The organism is Thiohalophilus sp. (genome assembly GCF_034521165.1).
In the GTDB taxonomy this organism is placed as follows: Bacteria; Pseudomonadota; Gammaproteobacteria; order UBA6429; family Thiohalophilaceae; genus Thiohalophilus.
This window is the reverse complement of record NZ_JAXHMV010000008.1, coordinates 268,190-289,262: the sequence shown is the minus strand read 5'-3', so window position 1 is coordinate 289,262 and position 21,073 is coordinate 268,190. Positions and strand designations below refer to the sequence as shown.

Sequence of the window (21,073 nt, the reverse complement as noted above, 5' to 3'; positions counted from 1 at the left end):
CTGACGGTATCTGCTAGCAAGCAGCCTCCTCAATATTCAGACGGTGGCGCAGCCACGCCTCCGTGACGCCGCCGAGTCTGACCTCATCGATCCGGTCATTTGCGACAACAATAAAAGTGGGTGTGGCGGCCACGCCAAACCCGCGTGCCAGCTCCGGATGACTGGCCACATCCACCTTGACCAGGTTGGGGTATTCCCGGCGCAGCCGATCCACGAGCGGGGCCGCGGCCCGGCAGGGGCCGCAATGGGCGGCATGGAAGAAATAGATTCGTCGCGCCGCCCTGTTCGTCCCGTCGATCGCGGTGGTATCCGGCACCGGCCGGCCCACATTACGCTGGGCCTTGCGTAATACCGACCATTGCCACCATAACAGGAAACCGATTCCCGCAACGAGCAATCCCAAAATGAGAATCTTCATGAAGATCCCGGCTCATGTTCCGCTACGATTGAGCCTTGCGTAGCTCAAACCCAGAACCGCACCAAAAATGGCATGCAATACGAGAGTCGCGACCGGCACCATCATACCGCTGGGCATGGCCGTGCCAAACAAACCACCCCCCATCATGGGCATCAGGACTACCATCATCACCAGCCAGCCCACGACACCCAGGATAATGCCGCGCAGCCCATGGCCACCCAGTGGCAGATTGCCGAATACCAGGCTATAGGCCAGGCCGTAACCGATAACACCGATCATAAAATGGGCAAGCCAGCCCATGGCCGCTCCCGAACTCATTTGGGCAGAGAGCATAGCGATCACGTTCAAATCGGGCATCAGACCCATCATGCCTTTTAGCACCATGAGTATCGAAAGCACGACAGTGGCGGTCAGGCCGGCCATCAGGCCATTAGTCACATTCTTCATTTTTCTCTCCTTGTCATATTTTGCCGGGCCAATCCCGGCTTCTTGCAGGTTGGTCGTCTAACGGCCGGAATCCTTACAAACGTCAGACAGCGCATTTCGCGACGGGCTGTAAGGTTTGACCCTGCCGGACGTCTAAATAACTGTCCCTGAAAGGTGCGCAGAAGGTCAGGTTGCGCGCAGCGCTACCTGACACTCTCCGTATCAGCAGGGGCAACGCACAGTCTAACGCCAGCATGACCTGCAGGATTAGCCAGAGAGTTAGTCGGATATCGCCCCGGCAGGACCTCTCATAACTTGTCATGACATATCTGTCTTATAACTAGCGGAAAAGAGATACGATGAACTTTGGACGTCGCTGGTGGTTTTTGATTTATCTTATCGTGCTCGGCCTCGGCTCGGTATTGTCGATCTATATTTACCAGCAGGGTCAGAACGTCCGCGACGAAATATTACGTCTGAGCAACGACGATATCGCGCACCTGCACCGGATTGCCGATCTCAAACAAGCGGTCACCGCCCGTGAACCGATTCTCTACCGTTATTACGCCGACACCGACCGCGACAGTTACCTGACCTCGTACAGACGTAATACCAGGCGGGTTAATGACGGTATGGCGTGGCTGGCCAGGACCTTTGCGGACAATCCCGAGCTCGCCAAATTACAGGGCGACCATTCGGTGCTACAGAAGCTGGCAAAACAGCTCGACCAGGTATTGACTGCCGATTCAACAGACTGGGACGAGGCGCGCCGGATACTCGGCGAGGTCGCCATCGTCTCCCGTTCGCTCAACAACCGGCTGGAACGTTTTGTCCGCTCGGTTGAACGCCAGGTTGCCGAACGCGGTAACTACGTCTCCGCTGCCACGCTGGAGATGTTTTACTCGGTGGTCGCCGTGAGCGTGGTGATATTTATTCTGGCGCTGTTTTTCGGCCATTACGCCTATCAACATTTGTCCGACGCCCGGGCGCGGCGTTTACTGGCCCTGTTTCCGGAGCGCAATCCCAACCCGGTCTTTCAGGTTGATACGCACGGCAAGGTTCTGTTTGCCAACCCCGCCGCCTATAACATGCACAGTGTTATTTTCCCGAACAGCGGGGAGATAGAGAGGTTGCTGCCGCCTGACCTTCAAAAAAATATCAATGCAATGCACACCAGACATGCGCCTCTAATGCGTTTTGAATACACGGTCTCAACCTATATTTTTTTCTGCACTCTGCAATACCTGGAGGATCTCGACACCTGCCATGTCTATTTGCAGGATATTACCGCGCGCCGCAGCGCCGAAAATCGCAATGAATATCTGGCCTATCATGATTCATTGACTAATCTGGCCAATCGACGGCAGCTGGAAAAAGATGTCGCGGCAATGATTTCGAAAAACAGGCCGGACAACCGTATTGCAGTCGCCTTAGCCAATATTGATCGTTTCAGCATGGTATCTCAAAGCCTGGGCCATCTGGCGGGCGATGAGCTGATCACCTCTGTGGCGAACCGCCTGCAACACTGTTTCTCTGAAACGGAGTACGACAATCCGATTAAAATTTACCGACTGGAAGGCGATCATTTCGTCATTCTGGCAGACAATGCGGACGAGTCTTTTTTCGGTGAACTCTCTGAACATCTACGACGTATCGCCCGGGATCCCATTCTTGTTGACAATCATACTCTGTCACTTACCATGAGTGTCGGGCTGGCGTACTTTCCCGAGCATGGCAAGGATATCTTTCAGCTGCTCAAAAATGCCGAAAGCGCCATGCGTCGCATCAGCACCCGGGGCGGCAACGGGGTTTGTGTCTACCAGTCCGACATGAACGCCGATGCCCTGTTACGACTCGAATTATCCCATGACCTGCGTCAGGCGACAGCCAGAAACGAATTATTGATCTACTACCAGCCGAAAATCGATCTGTTCAGCGGCAACCTCGTCGGTTCGGAAGCCCTGGTCCGCTGGCAGCATCCCAAACACGGGATGATATCGCCGGCCGAATTCATTCCTCTTGCCGAGGAAACGGGCAGTATCAACCAGGTCGGCGAGTGGATTTTGCGCACCGCCTGCGCTCGTAACCTACTATGGCAATCACATGACCAATTACCCGTCGCTGTCAATATTTCCGCCCACCAGTTTACCAACGAGCTTCCCGATCTCGTTGCCCAGGTTCTGCGCGAAACCGGTCTGGATGCCAGATACCTGGAACTTGAAATTACCGAAGGGGTTGCCATGTCCATCGACTCATCGATCGATATAATGCACCGGTTACGCCACCTCGGTGTAACACTGGCGATCGATGACTTCGGCACGGGCTTTTCGTCCTTGGCCTACCTCAAACAATTTCCAATCCAGACACTCAAGGTCGATCAATCCTTTATCAAACAACTGGAAAACAGTCCGTCTGATCGGGCCATCGTGCGTTCTATTATCGAGCTGGGGCATCATCTCGGCCTTGAGATTGTCGCCGAAGGTGTCGAAACGCCGGAGCAGCAAACAATGCTCAGCGAATACGGCTGCGATATTATGCAGGGCTATCTTTTCGGTCGCCCTGTTCCAGCTGATGAATATGAAAAACTTTTTCTCGAAACCCGTCCGGAATCAAGCAACAAGAGGGAGATAACATGACCCTACTGTCTGACGTCACCATGCAGGCACTGATCATTATGGCAACATTGTTCGTTTTTGTTGTCGGCATTGTAGTATTAATCATCATCATTATTTTCATCCGGGATATTTCCCAGAAGAAAGATGCTATCCGGCACAATTATCCTGTTATAGGCCGGTTTCGTTATCTGTTCAGCTCACTGGGTGAGTTTTTCCGGCAGTATTTCTTCGCCATGGATCGCGAGGAGATGCCGTTCAATCGCGCCGAACGGGAGTGGGTTTATAAATCCGCCTCCGCTCACGACAATACCGTGGCCTTCGGCTCCACGAAAAATCTGACTCCCCCCGGCACGCCACTGTTTGTGAATACTTCTTTCCCGACGTTGACGGAGCACACCAGCGAACCGCCACCGGTTGTCATCGGGCCTCACTGCCCGCAGCCCTACGAACCGACCTCTTTAATTAATATTTCGGCAATGAGTTATGGCGCGCTGTCCGAACCCGCCGTGCGCGCTTTGTCGCGCGGGGCCAAACTGGCCGGCTGCTGGCTGAACACCGGCGAGGGCGGGCTGGCCCCCTATCATCTGGAAGGGGGATGCGATCTGGTCTTCCAGATCGGCACGGCCAAGTATGGCGTGCGCAATCCCGAAGGCCAGTTTGATGTTGAACGCCTGCACGAGCTTGCCGCCTCGTCCCAGATTAAAATGTTCGAAATCAAGTTAAGTCAGGGCGCCAAGCCCGGCAAGGGCGGTATCCTGCCGGGAGAGAAAGTGACGCCCGAAATCGCCCGCATCCGCGGCATTGCCCCCGGCCAGGACTCCATCTCACCCAATCGGCATATCGAGATTGGCGACACCGCTGAATTGCTGGATTTTATCGATGTCGTGCGCGAAGCGACGGGCAAACCGACCGGCTTCAAGCTCGTGCTCGGTGAAGACGAATGGCTGACGCAACTTTGTATGGCAATACACCAGCGCGGTATCCAGCATGCGCCTGATTTTATTACCGTGGACAGCTGCGACGGCGGCACCGGTGCCGCACCGATGCCTTTGATGGACGATGTCGGACTGCCGATCAAGGAGTCACTGCCCACGGTTGTCGATATTCTGACCCGTTACGGTTTGCGCGATCGAATACGGGTGATCGCCTCGGGCAAGCTGATCACGCCCTCCGGCGTTGCCTGGGCGTTATGCAGTGGCGCCGATTTCATCAACTCCGCCCGCGGCTTTATGTTTTCTCTGGGCTGTATTCAGGCGATGAAATGCAATCGCAACACCTGCCCGACGGGCATCACCACACACAATCCCCACCTGCAAAAGGGCCTGAACCCGGAGGAAAAATCGGTCAAGGTGAAGAATTTCGTCGACAAGATCCATTACGGCACGGCGCTGATCGCCCATTCCTGCGGAGTCCCTCACCAGCGTGCCCTGACTCGCGCGCATTGCCGCCTTGTTCAGCCGGATGGCAAATCCGTCCTGATGAGTACGCTTTACCCCAAACCGGAGGTATTGCCTGACTACCGACCGTAGTATGCTGGTGATATCTACCGGGTTTCACGCTGCCTCTGTCAGTACCCTTGAAATAGCGATTCAGTGATTTTCCACTTGAAAAATCTGCTGAATCTGCCGAAATAACAGGTATGAATACGAGTCAACCTGACAGGTCCAACTACGCGAAAATTGTTACAAGGATGTCGGCGAATGTCCGATGACAAAGGCTTCAAATCCCGCTGGAAAAGCACTCCTTTTGCCGGCGCCAACGCGGGCTATCTTGAACAACTGTACGAAGAATACCTGCGGGATCCCGGGTCAGTGGATCCCCAGTGGCAGGCACTGTTCCGTGATCTGCCCAAAGTGGATGGCATCGACAAGGACATCTCCCACGCGGCGATTCGCGCCCAGTTCCGCCACCTGACCCCGACCCGCCGCCACGCCGATGTCGACGTGACACTCATCCACAAGCAGGTCAAGGTCCTGCAGCTGATCAACGCCTACCGCTTCCGCGGCCATCAGCTGGCCGATCTGGATCCGCTGGGCCTGCGCGACAAAGGTCACATCCCCGAGCTGACGCTGGCGCATCACGAACTCAGCGATGCCGATCTGGATACCGAGTTTGAAACAGGCTCGCTGGTGGGGCCGGATCGGGCGCGACTGGCCGAGATCATCAATATTCTGGTCAACACCTATTGCGGTTCGATCGGCTCCGAGTACATGCATCTGGTCGACACGGCGGAAAAACGCTGGATTCAGCACTATCTCGAATCCGCCCGTGGCCACGCCGATCTTTCCGAGGGCCAGAAACGCGATCTGTTCAGCCGACTGACCGCGGCCGAAACCCTGGAAAAATACCTGCACAATAAATACGTCGGCCAGAAACGCTTCTCCCTGGAGGGCGCCGAGAGCCTGATCCCGATGCTCCACCGGCTGATCCAGCATGGCGGCGAAAGCGGCGTCAAAGAGATGGCCATCGGCATGGCCCATCGCGGTCGGCTCAATCTGCTGGTGAACGTGCTGGGCAAAACACCGGAGGAACTGTTCCGCGAATTCGAGGGCGTCCATCCCGGCAATGGCAACGGCACCGGCGATGTGAAATACCATCTCGGTTTCTCCTCCAATCTCGACACCCCCGGCGGCCTGTTGCATGTGGCGCTGGCGTTCAATCCCTCGCATCTGGAGATCGTGGATCCCGTAGTCGAGGGCTCGGTACGTGCCCGCCAGGATCGGCGCCAGGACTGGGAGGGTAAACAGGTGGTGCCGGTGCTGATCCATGGCGATGCCGCCTTTTCCGGGCAGGGCGTGGTGATGGAGACGCTCAATATGTCCCAGTCGCGCGGCTTTTCCACCAAGGGCACCGTGCATATTGTCATCAATAACCAGATCGGCTTTACCACCAGCAATCAGGACGAGGCCCGCTCGACTCTCTACTGCACCGACGTGGCAAAAATGGTCAATGCGCCCATTTTCCACGTCAACGCCGACGATCCCGAGGCCGTGCTGTTTCTCACGCAGCTGGCGCTCGATTACCGCATGCGCTTCTACAAGGATGTGATCATCGATCTGGTCTGCTATCGGCGTCACGGCCACAGTGAAGCCGACGAGCCCATGGCGACCCAGCCGCAGATGTATCAACACATCGACAACTTGCGAAGCTGCCGGGACCTGTATCAGCAGCGACTGGAAGCTGAAGGCGTTATCGATGCCGTCGGCGCCAAGCAGATGATCGCGGATTATCGCGACGCACTGGAGCACAACCGGCCGGTGGTCCACGAAATGATCCCGCCCGAGCAGGCCGATTACCCCTACAGTGCCGACTGGAGTGCCTATCATACCCGCGACTGTGTCAGCGACATCGACACCACAGTGGACCCGCAAACCCTGCAGGCCTTGCACGAAAAACTGGATCGTCTGCCCGAAGACTTTAAACTCCATCGCACGGTCGAGAAGATCATGGACAACCGCCGGCGCATGGCATCCGGCGAACTGGCGATGGACTGGGGCTTTGCCGAAACCCTGGCCTATGCCAGTCTGTTGCACGAGGGCTATCCCATCCGGCTCTCCGGCGAGGACAGCGGCCGCGGGACGTTTTTTCATCGCCAGGCCGTGCTCTATAACCAGCACGATGGCGAGGCCTATGTACCCCTGCGTAATCTCAGTGACGATCAGGCCAACTTTCTGGTGATCAACTCCCTGCTCTCGGAAGAGGCCGTGCTGGCGTTTGAATACGGCTACGCCACCACCGATCCCAGAACCCTGGTCATCTGGGAAGCCCAGTTCGGCGACTTTGCCAACGGAGCGCAGGTGGTAATCGATCAGTTCATCAGCGCCGCCGAGCAAAAATGGAATCGCCTCTGTGGCATTACCCTGTTTTTACCCCACGGCTACGAAGGCCAGGGACCGGAACACTCCTCGGCACGGCTGGAGCGGTTTTTACAGTTATGCGCGCAGAACAACATGCAGGTCTGTATTCCGACCCATGCGGCGCAGATCTTTCATCTGTTGCGCCGCCAGATGCTCCGCCAGTGCCGCCGGCCGTTGATCGTCATGACCCCCAAGAGCCTGCTGCGCCTGCCCGAGGCCTCCCGGCCGTTAAGCGAATTAAGCAAAGGAAAATTCTATCGGGTTATCGATGACGAACAGGTTCAAAACCCGGAGTCGGTCAAACGGCTGATACTCTGCAGCGGCAAGGTCTACTATGATCTCGATCATCGGCGACAACAGGATCAACGCGAGGATGTGGCGATCCTTCGCATCGAACAGTTATACCCGTTCCCTGAAAAAGCCTTACAAGCCGCACTCAGGCGCTATCCGAATGTGCAGGACTACATCTGGTGCCAGGACGAACCCATGAACCAGGGCGCCTGGTATTCCAGTCAGCATCACATGCGCCGGGCGATCGGCGAGCAGCATGGTCTGCAGTATGCCGGCCGTCCGCTGATGGCCGCCCCGGCGGTCGGCTATCCTTCCCTGCACAAACAGCAACAGGAAAACCTGCTCGCCGACGCGCTGGGCACCCCCGCCTGACAATAAAAGACAAAGGAATCGATCATGGCCATTGATATCAAGGTCGCACAGTTTCCCGAATCGATCACCGAAGGCACGTTGATCGAGTGGCACAAACAACCGGGCGAGACCGTTCGCCAGGATGAACTGCTAGCCGAGATCGAAACCGACAAGGTGGTCTTCGAGGTCAATGCCCCCGAAGACGGCGTGATGGGAGACTTGCTCGTCCAGCAGGGCGACACCGTCAACTCGGAACAGGTCATCGCCCGCATGCAGGCCGGCGAGGCCGTACCGTCCGATACCGAATCCTCCGAAGCGCCGGCTAAAGCACAAACTCCACCCCAAAGCGAACCAGAAGGCGCGGCGGAACCCCGGCTCGCTCCGGCCGCAAAGAAGCTGATTGCCGAGCACCAGCTTGATCCGAACCGGATTAAAGGCAGTGGCAAGGATGGACGGATCCTCAAGGAGGACGTGCAGGCGTATCTGGACAAGGATCAGCCCCAGCCACAAAAAGGGGCGCAACCAGCGCCCCCCTCAACACCCGTCCCCGAGCCGGGGGAACGCCCGCAAAAGCGGGTGCCCATGAGCCGCCTGCGCGCGCGCATCGCCGAACGGCTGGTCGAGGTTCAGCAGACCGCGGCGATCCTCACCACCTTCAATGAAATCGACATGCAACCGGTGATGGATCTGCGCGCCCGCTATAAAGATAAGTTCGAAAAACAGCACGGGGTCAAACTCGGCTTCATGTCGTTTTTCGTCCAGGCCTGTCTCGAGGCGCTGCAGCGTTTTCCCGAGATCAACGCCTCCATCGACGGCGAGGAGATCGTCTATCACGGCTTTTACGACATCGGCATTGCGGTCGGTTCACCGCGCGGACTCGTGGTGCCGATCCTGCGCGACGCCGACGCGCTGAGCATGGCCCGGATCGAAAAACAGATCGCCGATTATGCCGAACGGGCCCAGAGCGGCAAATTGTCGCTGGATGAGATTACCGGCGGCACCTTTTCGATCACCAACGGCGGGATCTTCGGATCGCTGCTCTCCACGCCCATTCTCAACCCGCCGCAAAGCGCCATCCTCGGCATGCACAAGATCGAAAAGCGGCCGGTGGTCATCGAGGATGAGATCGTCATCCGGCCGATGATGTATGTGGCTCTCTCTTACGATCATCGCCTGGTGGACGGTCGCGAGGCGGTGCAGTTTCTGGTGACCATCAAGGAGTGCGTGGAAGATCCGGCCCGCATGTTGCTGGATGTGTAAATCACCCCCGTCTCAGGAAGCCTCTTATGAGTGAACAGTATGATGTGATCGTGATCGGCGCCGGCCCGGGCGGTTACGTGGCCGCCATTCGCTGTGCCCAGCTGGGCTTCAGGGTCGCCTGTATCGATGACTATCTCGATGAACGGAACAAGCCCTCGCCCGGCGGCACCTGTCTGAATATCGGCTGCATTCCCTCCAAAGCGCTGCTGGAATCCTCGCACCATTACCAGCAGGCACAACAGCAGTTTGCCGCACACGGTATCCGTATCGGTCAGCTGGAGCTGGACCTGGCCACCATGCAAACTCGCAAACAACAGGTGGTCCGGGATCTGACCGGCGGCATCCAGTCGCTGTTCAAGGCCAACCAGATCGCCTTTTATGCCGGATGCGGCACCCTCGGGCAAAACAACCGGGTCGACGTCGTCGCTCACGACAACACCACCACACAACTGACCGCCGAACACGTGATTCTGGCCAGCGGCTCGCGCCCGGTCGAGCTGCCCTTTGCCCCGTTCGATGGCAAGCAGGTAGTCGACTCCACCGGCGCGCTGGCCTTTGAATCGGTTCCCAAACGCCTCGGCATTATCGGTGCCGGGGTCATCGGCCTGGAACTGGGCAGCCTCTGGCAACGCCTGGGGGCCGAGGTGGTGGTGCTCGAGGCGCAGGAAACCTTTCTGCCCGATGCCGACAGCACGATTGCCAAACAGGCCAACAAACTGCTCGGCCAGCAAGGTCTGGACGTTCGCCTGGGCACCAGAGTCGACGCGGTCCACACCGGCAACACCGTCAGGGTGGACTATACCGATGGCCAGGGCAGCCAGAGCCTGGAATGCGACAAGCTGATCGTCGCGGTGGGCCGGCGGCCCAACAGCGAGGATTTATGCAGCGACGACCTGAGCCTGAGCAGCGACGAGCGCGGCTTTGTGCAGGTGGACGATCACTATCGGACCAATCTGGAGAAAGTCTATGCCGTCGGCGATCTGATCCCCGGTCCCATGCTGGCGCACAAGGGCATGGAGGAGGGCATGGCGGTGGCCGAACGGATTGCCGGGCAATTTGCCGACGTGGATTACGACAACATTCCGTTTGTCATCTATACCCACCCGGAGATCGCCTGGACCGGGCGCACGGAACAACAACTCAAAGAGGCCGGCGTCGATTATCGTGTCGGCCAGTTTCCTTTCAGTGCCAACGGCCGGGCCCGCGCCGCCGGCGACACCGAGGGGGTCATCAGGATACTGGCGGATGCGCGCACCGATCGGGTACTGGGCGTGCACATGCTCGGCCCGCAGGCCTCCGAGCTGATCGCTCAGGCGGTAATCGCCCGCGCCTTCGCCACCAGCGCCGAGGATCTGGCCCTGACGATGTTCGCCCACCCGACCCTGTCCGAAACCTTCCACGAAGCCGCGCTGGATGTGGCAGATCGGGCGATTCATCGCGCCCCGCCACGTAAACCGCGCACATAAATACGGACAATACCTCGCTCGTCGCGGGGCTTTCCCTATCGCGGTTACAGCAATATGGCAATGACCTCCCGGCACTGGACAAGGCCGCGCAAATCCCTTTAATTAGCATTACGCAGCGGTGTCATTGATGGCTGTCCGCAATCGGGCCGTGCAAATCGCACGCTACCACCATTGAATCAACCGACCGCACCACGCTATGTTATTGTTTTTTTAAACTTTACATTTTGGCCCGAATTTTGCGACAGGATTATTAACTAATAATAAAGCCACCCGAGAGCAGGAGCTGCCATGCGACGTTTTGTCTTCATTTTATTATCCGTACTGTGGATCCCGTTCACGTCGGTCTGGGCCGATGCGCCCGAGGGCTATCCCTTCCACACCTTCGACGAGGCCATGGCAGAGGCACGCGAACAGAACAAGACGTTGTTTGTCTACTTTGGCCGTTACGGTTGCGGCTATTGCGAGAAAACCAACAAGGAAGCGTTTTCCGATGACAAGGTTCGTCAAATCTACACCGACAACTATGTGCTGGCCTATGTCGATTCGGAAAGCGGCAAGCGCCTGCAATTGCCCAGCGGTGAACGGATTACCGAACATGAGGTCGGCACCCGTTACGACGCGTTTGTCACCCCCGTATTCACCTTTATGACGCCACAGGGCAAACCGCTGAAACGCCTGGTCGGCGTCCAGCGGATCGAGGATCTGCTCAACGCCCACGAGGCAATCCAGGCCCAAACCGGTGACCCGTCATGATGTTTCGGCTTGCTTCCTCCGTCCTGCTGCTCGCCGCTTACGCCCTGGCCACGCCCACTGTCGCCCAGCCCTGGGCGTTTGACCCGCCGGTGGCGGTCACCGGGGTACAGGGCGAGGGGATCTTTCACCATCTGGAATCCTCGGGACGCCGCAACATTGCCGTCGCCGGCGACACGGTGGCGGTCAGTTGGGAAGATAACCGTAACGAGGCCCCGGCGATCTATCTGGCACGCAAATCCCTCGCTGACGACGCCTTCAGTCCGGCCGTGCGGATCAGCGGCAAGGATGACGCTTATGAGCCGTCACTGACCGCGCTGGACGGGGAACGCTTTGCCATCGCCTGGGAAGAAGCGGGGCGCGTCCGTCTGCGCCTTGGCGACGGCCAGCAACTCGGCCCCGTTTTGACCCTCGATGCCCCCCGGGCCGGCCAGGCCAGTCTCACCGCCGGGGACGACGGGCTGCTGCTGGCCTATGCCGCGACCGATCCGAACAGCCGTCATCGACGGATCTACTTGCAACAATTTGAGACCGACGGTCTGACCCTGCATGCCGACACGGCCTGTGGCGTGGATCCCGAACCGCTCAAGCAGGCCCAGCTCTATCCCAGCGTGAGTCAATTACCCGATCGCACCGTGGTCGCCTGGGAAGATCGCCGTCACGGCCATACCATCATCATGGCAGCCGAGAACCACCAGCCCGGCCGCTGCCGCTTCGACAAACCACAACGCATCAGTGAACCGCTGCCGGGCCCCCGTCCGCCCTACGGCGAGGGGCACGGCGTCACGCGGGTCGCCATGGACGCCTATGGCAAACAACAGCTTCTCGCCGCCTGGGCCGACAAGCGCAACTTTCGCGAGGGTTATGACATTTACGCCAGCCATTATCCGGCTGAGGGCGACGCCCTGTTCGGCCCCAACCAGAAAGTCCAGGATCCGTTCGGCGGCATCGCCCAGCAGTGGCATCCGAGCGTCGCCGGCAACCCGGCCGGCCAGCTGGTCGTGGCCTGGGACGACGGCCGCGATGATCAGACCAACATTCTGCTCAGCTGGTATAGCGACGGCCAATGGAGTGATGATCTGTCCGTCCCCGGGGCCAGCGGCAGCGCGATCCAGAATCATCCGTCCGTGACCCTGGATGACGAGGGCCATCTGCATCTGGCCTGGGTCGAGCGGGAGTTTGTCGGCGGCCCGACCCGGTTGCGGTATTTGTTCGGCAAAGCCTCCTCACCCTGATGCGGCGCCAGGCAGGAACGGGGCGACACGCCCGGTTCAGTTCACAGACTTTGCCCGATCGCTGTCGTCAATTAGCCCGCGTTGGCGCCGCGCTCCTGGTTCTGGCATCGCCTCTGGCGCTGTCGGCCGGACACGCCCTTGAGTCAGCACAGCTAACCCTCGCCGGCGAACACTTTCAGGTTGAACTGGCGATCAGCAACGAGGAGAAACGGCGCGGCCTCATGCACCGGGATCGGTTGGCGGCGGGCAGCGGCATGTTATTCATCTACGCAACACCTCAACCGACCCGCTTCTGGAACAAAAATGTCCGTTTTCCCATCGATATTCTCTACTTCGACGAGCACCGGGCTTTCCTGCGCGCCGACACCCACGTGCCACCCTGTCCCGCATTGCCATGCCCGGTCTATCAGAGCGGCCAACCGGTCAAATACGTGCTCGAATTGCCCGCCGGTAGCCGGCAACGGCTTGACCTGCAAGCCGGCCAACGATTCCTGTTTCGCTCAGGCGGAACGCCGCAGGCCGGATCGCCGTAACGTTAATCGGTACAAACCCGTTCCCGGCCCGGACGCGCTACAATGGATTATTCAAACCTGACCAGGAGGACTCTATGCTACTGCCACGTCATGTAGGAACGCTTGTTCTGGCTATCTGGCTGATTCTGACTGGCCTGTCGGCCTTTGTGAATCTCGGCGATCTGCGCAAGCTTCTGGACGTTATCGCCATTGCCGCCGGTGTCCTGTTGTTGTTGTCACGCTGAACAGCCGCTTATTCATTGCTCACGATGCGCATTTTTGTGCGTGACGAGGAGCCCGTTTTTACAGTAACGTGACCACTGGCAATGAAATAGCACAGAGGAACACGATCGATGTCAAACGAAGGTTTTCACGAAGCGATTGAGGAATTATCCGACGAGACCCGCGACATGCACCGCGCCATCGTCTCTCTGATGGAAGAGTTCGAAGCGGTGGACTGGTACAACCAGCGCATGGATGCCTGCAAGGATGACGAGCTGCGCGCGATTCTCAAGCACAACCGTGATGAAGAAAAAGAACATGCCGCCATGGTGCTGGAGTGGATTCGCCGGCGCGATAGCAAGCTCAACGATGAACTGAAGGATTATCTGTTCACCGAGAAGGAAATCGCGCATCAATAGGCGCCACCCCTCTCGCCGTCGCGAATCCTGCAATCCCGTCGTGCAGATTGCATGATCTGAGCCCGGGTTGCCGGCTTGATGCGAGACTATCTTATTGTTTTTACGCACTTTTGTGTTTTGGCCCGGAAATTGCGATACAAACATCACCTATATTAGGAGGAGGATAAACATGCAACGTAGAACCTTTCTGAAAGGCAGCCTGGCCAGCGGCACCGTCGCGGTGGCCGTCAGCGCCGGCCTGCTGACGCCCGGCGCCGTCATGGCCGCCTGGCCCAAGCGGGCGTTCGAAACCGAAAGCATGGAAACGGCCATGAACGACCTGTTCGGCACCGCTCAGACCCAGCCGACCGATGACATCACCATCAAGGCCCCGGATATCGCCGAAAACGGCGCCGTGGTCCCGGTCTCCGTGGAAACCGGCATCGGCGGCATTGAGGAAATCGCCATCATCGCCGAGAAGAACGGCAGCCCCCTGGCCGCCAACTTCAAGCTGGCGAACAATGCCAAAGGCTATGTCTCCACCCGCATCAAGATGGCCAAAACCTCGAATGTCATCGCCGTGGTCAAAACCGGCGGCAAGGCCTACTCGGCCCGCAAAGAGGTCAAAGTCACCATCGGCGGTTGCGGCGGTTAATCAGCCCGACCTCAAACGAATTGAATCAAGAGGATTTTAATTATGGCTAAGAGTATCCGAGCCCGGGCGACCCTCAAGGGGGACACCGTCACGGTCAAAGCGTTGATTACGCACGTTATGGAAACCGGTATGCGCAAAGACGAGAAAACCGGCAAGAAAATTCCCGCCCACTTCATTCAGGAAGTGAGCTGCGCCCACAACGGCACCGAAATCGTGCTGGCGCAGTGGGGACCGGCCGTCTCCAAGAACCCGTATCTGTCTTACCAGTTCACGGGTGGCCAATCCGGTGACGACGTTTCCATCAGCTGGGTCGACAACAAAGGACAGAAAGATTCCCTGACCACCCAGATCAAGTAAGCGTTAACCCGCCACTTGAAATAAAAGGCGAAGGGGTCTCCCTTCGCCTTTTTTATTGGTGCACAATCGCGACACAATCACCACACGCGATAAACTGATGTCCCAATTACCCGAATGTGTGGAAGTCGGCCCGGCCGACGCGCAATACAGCATCATCTGGCTGCACGGTCTGGGGGCCGACGGGCATGATTTCGAGCCCCTGGTTCCCGAGCTGGGGCTGACCGATCGCGGCGTACGTTTTGTTTTTCCCCATGCGCCGGTACAGCCTGTCACCGTCAATAGCGGCATGGCCATGCGCGCCTGGTACGATATCCGTTCGCCACAGATTCAGCAGGATGAGGACCGCGACGGGATTCAGGCGTCGCAAGCGATACTCGAAGCCCTGATCCGCCGCGAAGTCGAACGCGGTATCGACACTCGTCGACTGGTTCTGGCCGGCTTTTCCCAGGGCGGCGCCATCGCCCTGCATACCGGCCTGCGCCATAATGAACCGCTGGGCGGAATTCTGGCGTTATCCACCTACCTGCCGCTGGTTAGCACGTTCGAACAGGAGCGTGAGCCGACCAATCAGCACATACCCATTTTCATGGCCCACGGTAAAAGCGATCCCATCGTGCCCCTGTGGCTGGCCGAGGATTCACGCTATTTTCTGGAACAGGCGGGCTACAGCGTCGACTGGCATACCTATGCGATGCAACACCAGGTCTCGCTGGATGAAGTGAGCGATATTGCGGCCTGGCTTGGACATAACTTCGCTTGATTGTCTGACCGAACATTCACACCTTTTATCAGACGCTCTGGAAAATAACGCTGAGGACGCAAAGGCGCAAAGGGCGCAAAGTTAATATTGTATGGGCATGTTTACAGAGAGGTTGTCTCGTCACAGAGCCAACTTAATGTAACATCTGCAAGTGATTTTTATAAAAGATATCTCCGCGTTCTTTGCGCCTTTGCGTCCTCCGCGTTTCTTCCAGAAACCCAGAGAAGAGCCATGTAAGCACGGTGGCGGAAATTCTACATTGCGGTGCTTTTTAGCCTCGTCACTGTTTCTTCCAGACCAACGTCCGGTTGTTGACCGGCATTTCGAGATCCTCGATCAATGACAGTTCGGCGGCCCCGGCCAGTTGTTGCAGATCGTCCAGATCGCGCACGCCGCTGTCCGGGTCGCGCTGGCGCAGGAAGACATCAAAGCGTGCGTTGCTTTCGCTGGTATGCACGCCGCCGTATTTGAAGGGGCCGTACAAACAGAAACACCCACCGGGTTTCAGTACCCGGCCGATCCCGGCGAACATTTCCGCCACTGCCGACCAGCTCATGATGTGCACGGTATTGGCACTGAACACGCCATCGAAATGCGTTTGCGGCCACTGCGGCGCCAGCATATCCAGCGGCCAGGGCTCGCCCAGATTATCGCCGCCGTCTTCCGTCAGCCACTGGTGAATCCCGGGGAGATTCTCGGCGACATCACTGGGCTGCCACTGCAGGTGAGGCAGCCGGGCGGCGAAGAAAACCGCATGCTGACCGGTACCGCTGCCGATTTCCAGAACGGTCTGCGCCTCGGCGAACTGCCGCTGCAGGACGGCCAGAATCGGGGCCTTGTTTTGTTCACACGCTTCGGCAAAAGGCTTTATCATAAGTGACACCACAGCTTAAAAATTGACCGCGTTTGATCTGCATCAACAACCCGATTCTATATAAGTAATACAGTAACTACTAATGAATTCGCCACGCAATAAAGGAATCGGCATGCGCATTGTGCTGCTATTTGGCCTGCTGTCAATCGCCCTGGCCGGTTGCCAGGAACCGACTTCGGATTCCGCCGCACAACCCGATGGGGCGCAACTGTATGCGCAACACTGCGCCGCCTGTCACGGTGACAATGGCGGCGGCGGGGTGGGGGTGCCCCTGGACCTCGCGGCATTTCAGTATGGCGTCAGCGATGAATTCCTGAAAGTGACCATCCAGTACGGTCGGCCCGGTCGGATCATGCCGGCGTTTTCCGAACTCGGCGAGGCCGAAGTCAACGCCCTGGTCGAACATCTTCGCAGCTGGGCGCCGGGTAGACCGGTCATCCCGGCCAACGGCCATATCGAGGGCGATCCCCAGCGCGGCAAGGCCCTTTATGCCCAACACTGCGCCAGTTGCCATGGCAGTCAGGGCGAGGGCGGCGAGGGCACCGGAGTCACCTTTTCCCGCCCCCGCGATCTGCCCATTATCGCCCCGGCACTGAATAACGACGGCTTTCTGGCCGCCGCCTCGGATCAACTGATCAAGGCCGCGGTGGTTAACGGTCGCGAAGGCACACCGATGACCTCATTCCGCGAACAGGGACTGAGTGACTCTCAGATCAACGATATTGTCAGTTATGTGCGCAGCTTTGAAAATCAGCCCGATCCCAATCCGGTGGGCAACCCCGATGATGAACCGCTGACCATCGCCCACGACTCCCCCTATTCGGTTGAAGACACGGTCAAGGCACTGGAGCGCGCTGCGGTTGGCAGAAACTTCCGTATTATCCGTACCCAGACGCTGGAAGACGGTCTGTTTCCCGAACAGGAACAAAACCCGAACCAGGTAATTGTCTATTTCTGCAACTTTGACCTCGTCAATCGTGCGCTGGCGATCGATCCCCGGGTCGGGCTGTTCCTGCCCTGTCGTGTCACCGTGGTGGAGCAGGAAGATGGCGTGAAGGTGATGTCGATCAACCCCAAACGCCTGGCCTATTTGTTCAATAATGCTGAATTGAATCGGCTTTGCGATGAAATGGTAAAAACCTATTCCAATATTATCGAAGAAGCGACGTTCTGATGATAAAAAGAGTCACATTGCTGTTTTCCCTGGTGCTCCTGTTGTCGCCGCTGCAGGCGGCCGATCGTCTGCAGATGGCGCGCACTCCCCAGGCCTTCCCGGAAGCCATGCTGCAACTGCAGGAAGTGATCAAACAGCACGGTTACACCGTCAGCCGGGTCCAGCGGGTGGACATCGGCCTGACCACGTTCGGGTATCAGACCGACAAGTACCGGGTGGTCTTTTACGGCAAACCCGAACAGATCCGCGAGATGGCAGACGAATATCCACAGCTGATCCCCTATTTACCCTTGAAAATCGCCATTTTCGCCGAAGCCGAGGATACCTTGCTGGTCGCATCCAGCCCGATGCAATTGCTGGAAACCGATCAGCCCGAACTCAATCGGGTGTTGAAAGACTGGTCGACCGATCTGCTGTCGATCATGGAGACCATGCGCGGGGAATAACCTGTTTATTGCAGCTCGGCGAGCAGTCGCTCCTCGATCATTTTCTTGTACTCGAGAAACCGGACCGTCTGAACCTGGTTACCCCTTTCGTTTAGCAGGTTCGGTGCCAGATCGATATCGGTAATATAAATAGGATACGCCTCGCCACTGCGCCGCAAACCCAGAATATGCGCTGCCACCTGGCGATACAGATCCCGGCCATATTCGAGCGTGGAAAATTCACGGTCTTCGCAAAACACCGAAAACGCCGGCTTGTCCTCGACAGCACTGACCAGCACCTGCAAGCGCAGGTAGTCGGACGGTTTAACATACTGGTTGAGTGAATGGGGTTTAACGCTTTTCTGCCCGTCGTTGCCACTATCGATACGGTAAAACTGAACCTCGGCCATTGCGGTTTCGCCGAAGAACTCTTCCTGGCCGAGTAACAGCTGGCGTTCCTGGATGGAATCAAAGAACTCCTGGTAATGCCGGATCAGGCCCACCACGTCATAAAATGGTTTGTTCTGTACGGTCAGTGAACCCCGCTCATCCAGGATATACACCGTGACCTGCTCACCACGCACTTCATAAAAGCACTGGACCATACCGGGGCGGTTATTCTGGTAGATCACGGGCAACACGTTGTCCCCCCGATTCTCTTCGTCAAACACCGGACGACGAAAGTGAGCCTGCGGATTACCCAGATAGCCGCACAGGGCCTCCATATTACCGACCTTATGATACTGCAGTGTGTCATTTTCTATGCGCAGTACATAATACGCGGACTCAATACCCAGCACGTACTCGATATGTTCCGCGTCACCGTTGACATAAAAACAGCGCAGAATCCCGGCGAACAGATTCTCGATACGCCGGGCGATGGCACTGCCCCGGTAGGAGGAAAAACTGAACGCATTGATCGGTGGCGGGTGTTTGCCCGAGGCCGGTGGCGCCCATTTGATATAATCCTGCAAACACTTCATCAACCCGCTGACACCCAGATAACGATAGGTCATCACTTCCTGCCAGCTGTTGACGATCACCTGGTCGATACTCAAAGCAAGATTCTCGAACAGTCCGCCATATTTCAGTGCATCGGTGCGATTACTGGTCAGGTGACGACCCTGTCTTGTGCGGCTGGAGAAGGGATCCAGTCCCACATTCACAAATGTACCGATCGCCACGATGCGCGCCGGCTGGCGTAATTCGTGAATCGAGGACTCTTCGAGCACCTCATCCGGGAACAGCCGGCATAACCTCTCCACGACCTGCTGCAGCTCTTTTTCGGTCAGATCGGTATCATCGGTATAGATGCCCATCACCGTACGCGCATGCAATATGCGATTGAAATAGCACCAGGCAATCAGTTCCAGCAGACTATAGGCACGCCGCAGCGGGCGGGTCACCGCCAGCTCTGAGGCGGGAACCACCCCGTTGAAGACCATCCAGTATTCATCGCCCTCCTCGCTGAACAAACGATGAAAAGATAAATGGCTGGCATACATATCCGGCGTGATGCCGCGATACATGATCTCGATCTTGCCCGCCTTGCGCTCGAACGCGGCATACAGCTTGCGCCCCAGGATATGCACGTCCTCCGCCTTGATCAGGGTCGTCGTATTCCCCTGCTGGCGGGTAAATTCCGAGAGGAAGCGATAGGTCGTGGTAAATTCGCGAATGATCTGTTTGCGCTCGTCCATCACGCTGTCGAGCTTCCATGCATCACGCCGGTCCAGGCGCAGGACTTTCCCATGTGGCCAGCCCCAGCGTTCGACCAGCCGGATCAGTTGCTCCCGCCGCCAGCGGGTACCCACGCTGTTCGGTTCGGAAAGCTTCTCATTGACCTTGAAATAAAAACTGCGCCGCGCCAGGTCCAGCCGTTGCGGTGCCTCCTGCCGGTGAAGATACGCCTCGACCTTTTCCAGCATCATGCGATAGGGATCCAGCGCATCGACATCCGGCTCGTCTTCGCGGTAAAGCCGCCGTTTGAACTCGACACACAACAGATCGATATCGGGGAATTCGCTGGCGTAGGCTTCCATTAATAATGTTTTGAGTATCGACTTGTAGGGGGCATTGATCCCCTTGTACAACAGCCACAGCGAGGCGCCGTAAAACTCCTCCGCGCGGATGGCGGCCAGGCCACCGAAGTCGATATGATCCTTGCTGTGGATATAGCGCTTGCGCTTGATGTCCGCGACGTATTCATCGTAGTCCAGCTCATGTTCCGGCGGCACCAGCCACCACAACGGATATCGTCCCGCCAGCAACACCCCGGTGCGGTAGAATTCCTCCAGTAACAGGTAATGCTGCGTGCTGCCGCTGCTTTCACGGGTCAGCCGGCTGTGCTCGCCCTGGCGAAAACGCTCCGGGTTGACCAGAAACAGATGCGCCTCGATATCCAGCGTGCGCGCCCATTGCTCGATGCCCCCGGCCTTGAGTTGCAGGGCCTCGACCTGGTCGGGATCCAGGGCCGGATCGTGACAGACCCAGATGTCAAAGTCGCTGGTGGGGGAGTAGGCGATGGTGCCCGGGCTGCCCATCAGATACAGCGCCTGAATCTCGAAGCGCCGGTAGGCCCGCTTTTTCAGCTCGAAGCTTTTGGCCAGCCGCCGCGCGGCGCTTAGTGCCGGAGTGTCGGGCGAATAATCGGGGATCCCCGCCGGGGCCGCCTTGTCCACATAACCGGGCAGCAGAGGGTGGTTGATATGAAACAGCAACGGCAGCAGTTGCAGAAATTCCTGCTGCAGGGGACGCAAATCCCCGCTGATGCGCGCCAACCGGGCCCGGTTGAGGCGCTGAAAACGGGCCCGGATGGCCCGAAAATCGGGCAATTCGTCGATTGTCGGCTCGATAGGGTCACGCTGTTCCATCACCTTGAGGTTATCGGCGCCGGCCGCGGTTTCTTCAGTATCGCCCGGGACAGGCGTCACACTTTGGCCCCCGGCCCGGATTCCGCCCTCATGGCGCAGGCCGCCATTGCGGCCAACCTGCGTAACGCACTTGCACATCGGCCGCTGCGGCGGT

General features: G+C 57.8%; 19 protein-coding genes. 15 read left to right on the top strand and 4 right to left on the bottom strand.

Going from position 1 to position 21,073, the window contains the following annotated elements; genetic code table 11:
* Positions 1–13: 13 nt before the first annotated feature.
* Together U5K34_RS06095 and U5K34_RS06090 are read right to left on the bottom strand one after the other, a co-directional pair.
* The gene (locus U5K34_RS06095) at positions 14–418 is read right to left on the bottom strand and encodes a thioredoxin family protein (protein ID WP_322567589.1); all 405 of its coding nucleotides are present in this window, start codon (positions 416–418) and stop codon (positions 14–16) included.
* A 12-nt stretch (positions 419–430) separates the two neighbouring features.
* Entirely contained in the window at positions 431–865 is a 435-nt protein-coding gene (locus U5K34_RS06090; protein WP_322567588.1) for a DUF6789 family protein, read from the bottom strand.
* 338 nt (positions 866–1,203) lie between these two features.
* On the opposite strand from U5K34_RS06090, the gene U5K34_RS06085 reads away from it, so the two are divergent.
* From U5K34_RS06085 to U5K34_RS06025, 13 genes are all read left to right on the top strand, one after another.
* Positions 1,204–3,480 carry a bifunctional diguanylate cyclase/phosphodiesterase gene (locus U5K34_RS06085; RefSeq protein WP_322567587.1) on the top strand — a complete coding sequence of 759 codons (2,277 nt, stop codon included), beginning with the start codon at positions 1,204–1,206 and terminating at the stop codon, positions 3,478–3,480.
* 20 nt (positions 3,481–3,500) lie between these two features.
* A complete protein-coding gene (locus U5K34_RS06080) occupies positions 3,501–4,988 on the top strand; it encodes an FMN-binding glutamate synthase family protein (protein WP_416224057.1) in 1,488 nt (495 codons plus the stop codon).
* 171 nt (positions 4,989–5,159) lie between these two features.
* On the top strand, positions 5,160–7,979 hold the full coding sequence (locus U5K34_RS06075) for a 2-oxoglutarate dehydrogenase E1 component (protein ID WP_322567585.1): 2,820 nt from the start codon (positions 5,160–5,162) through the stop codon (positions 7,977–7,979).
* Between the two features lie 24 nt (positions 7,980–8,003).
* Positions 8,004–9,218: a 2-oxoglutarate dehydrogenase complex dihydrolipoyllysine-residue succinyltransferase gene (gene odhB / locus U5K34_RS06070; RefSeq protein ID WP_322567584.1), complete on the top strand. Its 1,215-nt coding sequence runs from the start codon at positions 8,004–8,006 to the stop codon at positions 9,216–9,218.
* Positions 9,219–9,244: 26 nt separating this feature from the next.
* Positions 9,245–10,684, top strand: a complete 1,440-nt coding sequence (gene lpdA, locus U5K34_RS06065) for a dihydrolipoyl dehydrogenase (protein ID WP_322567583.1) — start codon at positions 9,245–9,247, stop codon at positions 10,682–10,684.
* A gap of 288 nt (positions 10,685–10,972) precedes the next feature.
* A complete protein-coding gene (locus U5K34_RS06060; protein ID WP_322567582.1) occupies positions 10,973–11,437 on the top strand; it encodes a thioredoxin family protein in 465 nt (154 codons plus the stop codon).
* A complete protein-coding gene (locus U5K34_RS06055; RefSeq protein ID WP_322567581.1) occupies positions 11,434–12,669 on the top strand; it encodes a hypothetical protein in 1,236 nt (411 codons plus the stop codon). Before U5K34_RS06060 ends, U5K34_RS06055 begins: the two co-directional genes overlap by 4 nt.
* A gap of 50 nt (positions 12,670–12,719) precedes the next feature.
* On the top strand, positions 12,720–13,202 hold the full coding sequence (locus U5K34_RS06050; protein WP_322567580.1) for a DUF192 domain-containing protein: 483 nt from the start codon (positions 12,720–12,722) through the stop codon (positions 13,200–13,202).
* 74 nt (positions 13,203–13,276) lie between these two features.
* Positions 13,277–13,426 (top strand): hypothetical protein, encoded by a 150-nt coding sequence (locus tag U5K34_RS06045; RefSeq protein ID WP_322567579.1) that lies wholly within the window; start codon positions 13,277–13,279, stop codon positions 13,424–13,426.
* Positions 13,427–13,534: 108 nt separating this feature from the next.
* Positions 13,535–13,822: an encapsulin-associated ferritin-like protein gene (locus U5K34_RS06040; RefSeq protein ID WP_322567578.1), complete on the top strand. Its 288-nt coding sequence runs from the start codon at positions 13,535–13,537 to the stop codon at positions 13,820–13,822.
* 169 nt (positions 13,823–13,991) lie between these two features.
* On the top strand, positions 13,992–14,456 hold the full coding sequence (soxY, locus tag U5K34_RS06035; RefSeq protein ID WP_322567577.1) for a thiosulfate oxidation carrier protein SoxY: 465 nt from the start codon (positions 13,992–13,994) through the stop codon (positions 14,454–14,456).
* A gap of 42 nt (positions 14,457–14,498) precedes the next feature.
* Positions 14,499–14,813: a thiosulfate oxidation carrier complex protein SoxZ gene (gene soxZ / locus U5K34_RS06030; protein ID WP_322566939.1), complete on the top strand. Its 315-nt coding sequence runs from the start codon at positions 14,499–14,501 to the stop codon at positions 14,811–14,813.
* A 97-nt stretch (positions 14,814–14,910) separates the two neighbouring features.
* Entirely contained in the window at positions 14,911–15,573 is a 663-nt protein-coding gene (locus U5K34_RS06025; protein WP_322567576.1) for an alpha/beta hydrolase, read from the top strand.
* Positions 15,574–15,853: 280 nt separating this feature from the next.
* On the opposite strand, the gene U5K34_RS06020 is transcribed toward U5K34_RS06025, so the two are convergent.
* Entirely contained in the window at positions 15,854–16,447 is a 594-nt protein-coding gene (locus U5K34_RS06020; protein ID WP_322567575.1) for a DUF938 domain-containing protein, read from the bottom strand.
* 112 nt (positions 16,448–16,559) lie between these two features.
* On the opposite strand from U5K34_RS06020, the gene U5K34_RS06015 reads away from it, so the two are divergent.
* Both U5K34_RS06015 and U5K34_RS06010 read left to right on the top strand, forming a co-directional pair.
* Positions 16,560–17,621, top strand: a complete 1,062-nt coding sequence (locus U5K34_RS06015; RefSeq protein ID WP_322567574.1) for a c-type cytochrome — start codon at positions 16,560–16,562, stop codon at positions 17,619–17,621.
* Positions 17,621–18,067, top strand: coding sequence for a DUF302 domain-containing protein (locus U5K34_RS06010; RefSeq protein WP_322567573.1), 447 nt, complete (start codon positions 17,621–17,623; stop codon positions 18,065–18,067). The genes U5K34_RS06015 and U5K34_RS06010 overlap by 1 nt, the downstream gene beginning before the upstream one ends.
* A gap of 5 nt (positions 18,068–18,072) precedes the next feature.
* Here the strand turns inward: U5K34_RS06010 and U5K34_RS06005 are convergent, their stop codons facing one another.
* Positions 18,073–20,979: a class I adenylate cyclase gene (locus U5K34_RS06005; protein ID WP_322567572.1), complete on the bottom strand. Its 2,907-nt coding sequence runs from the start codon at positions 20,977–20,979 to the stop codon at positions 18,073–18,075.
* Positions 20,980–21,073: the final 94 nt, after the last annotated feature.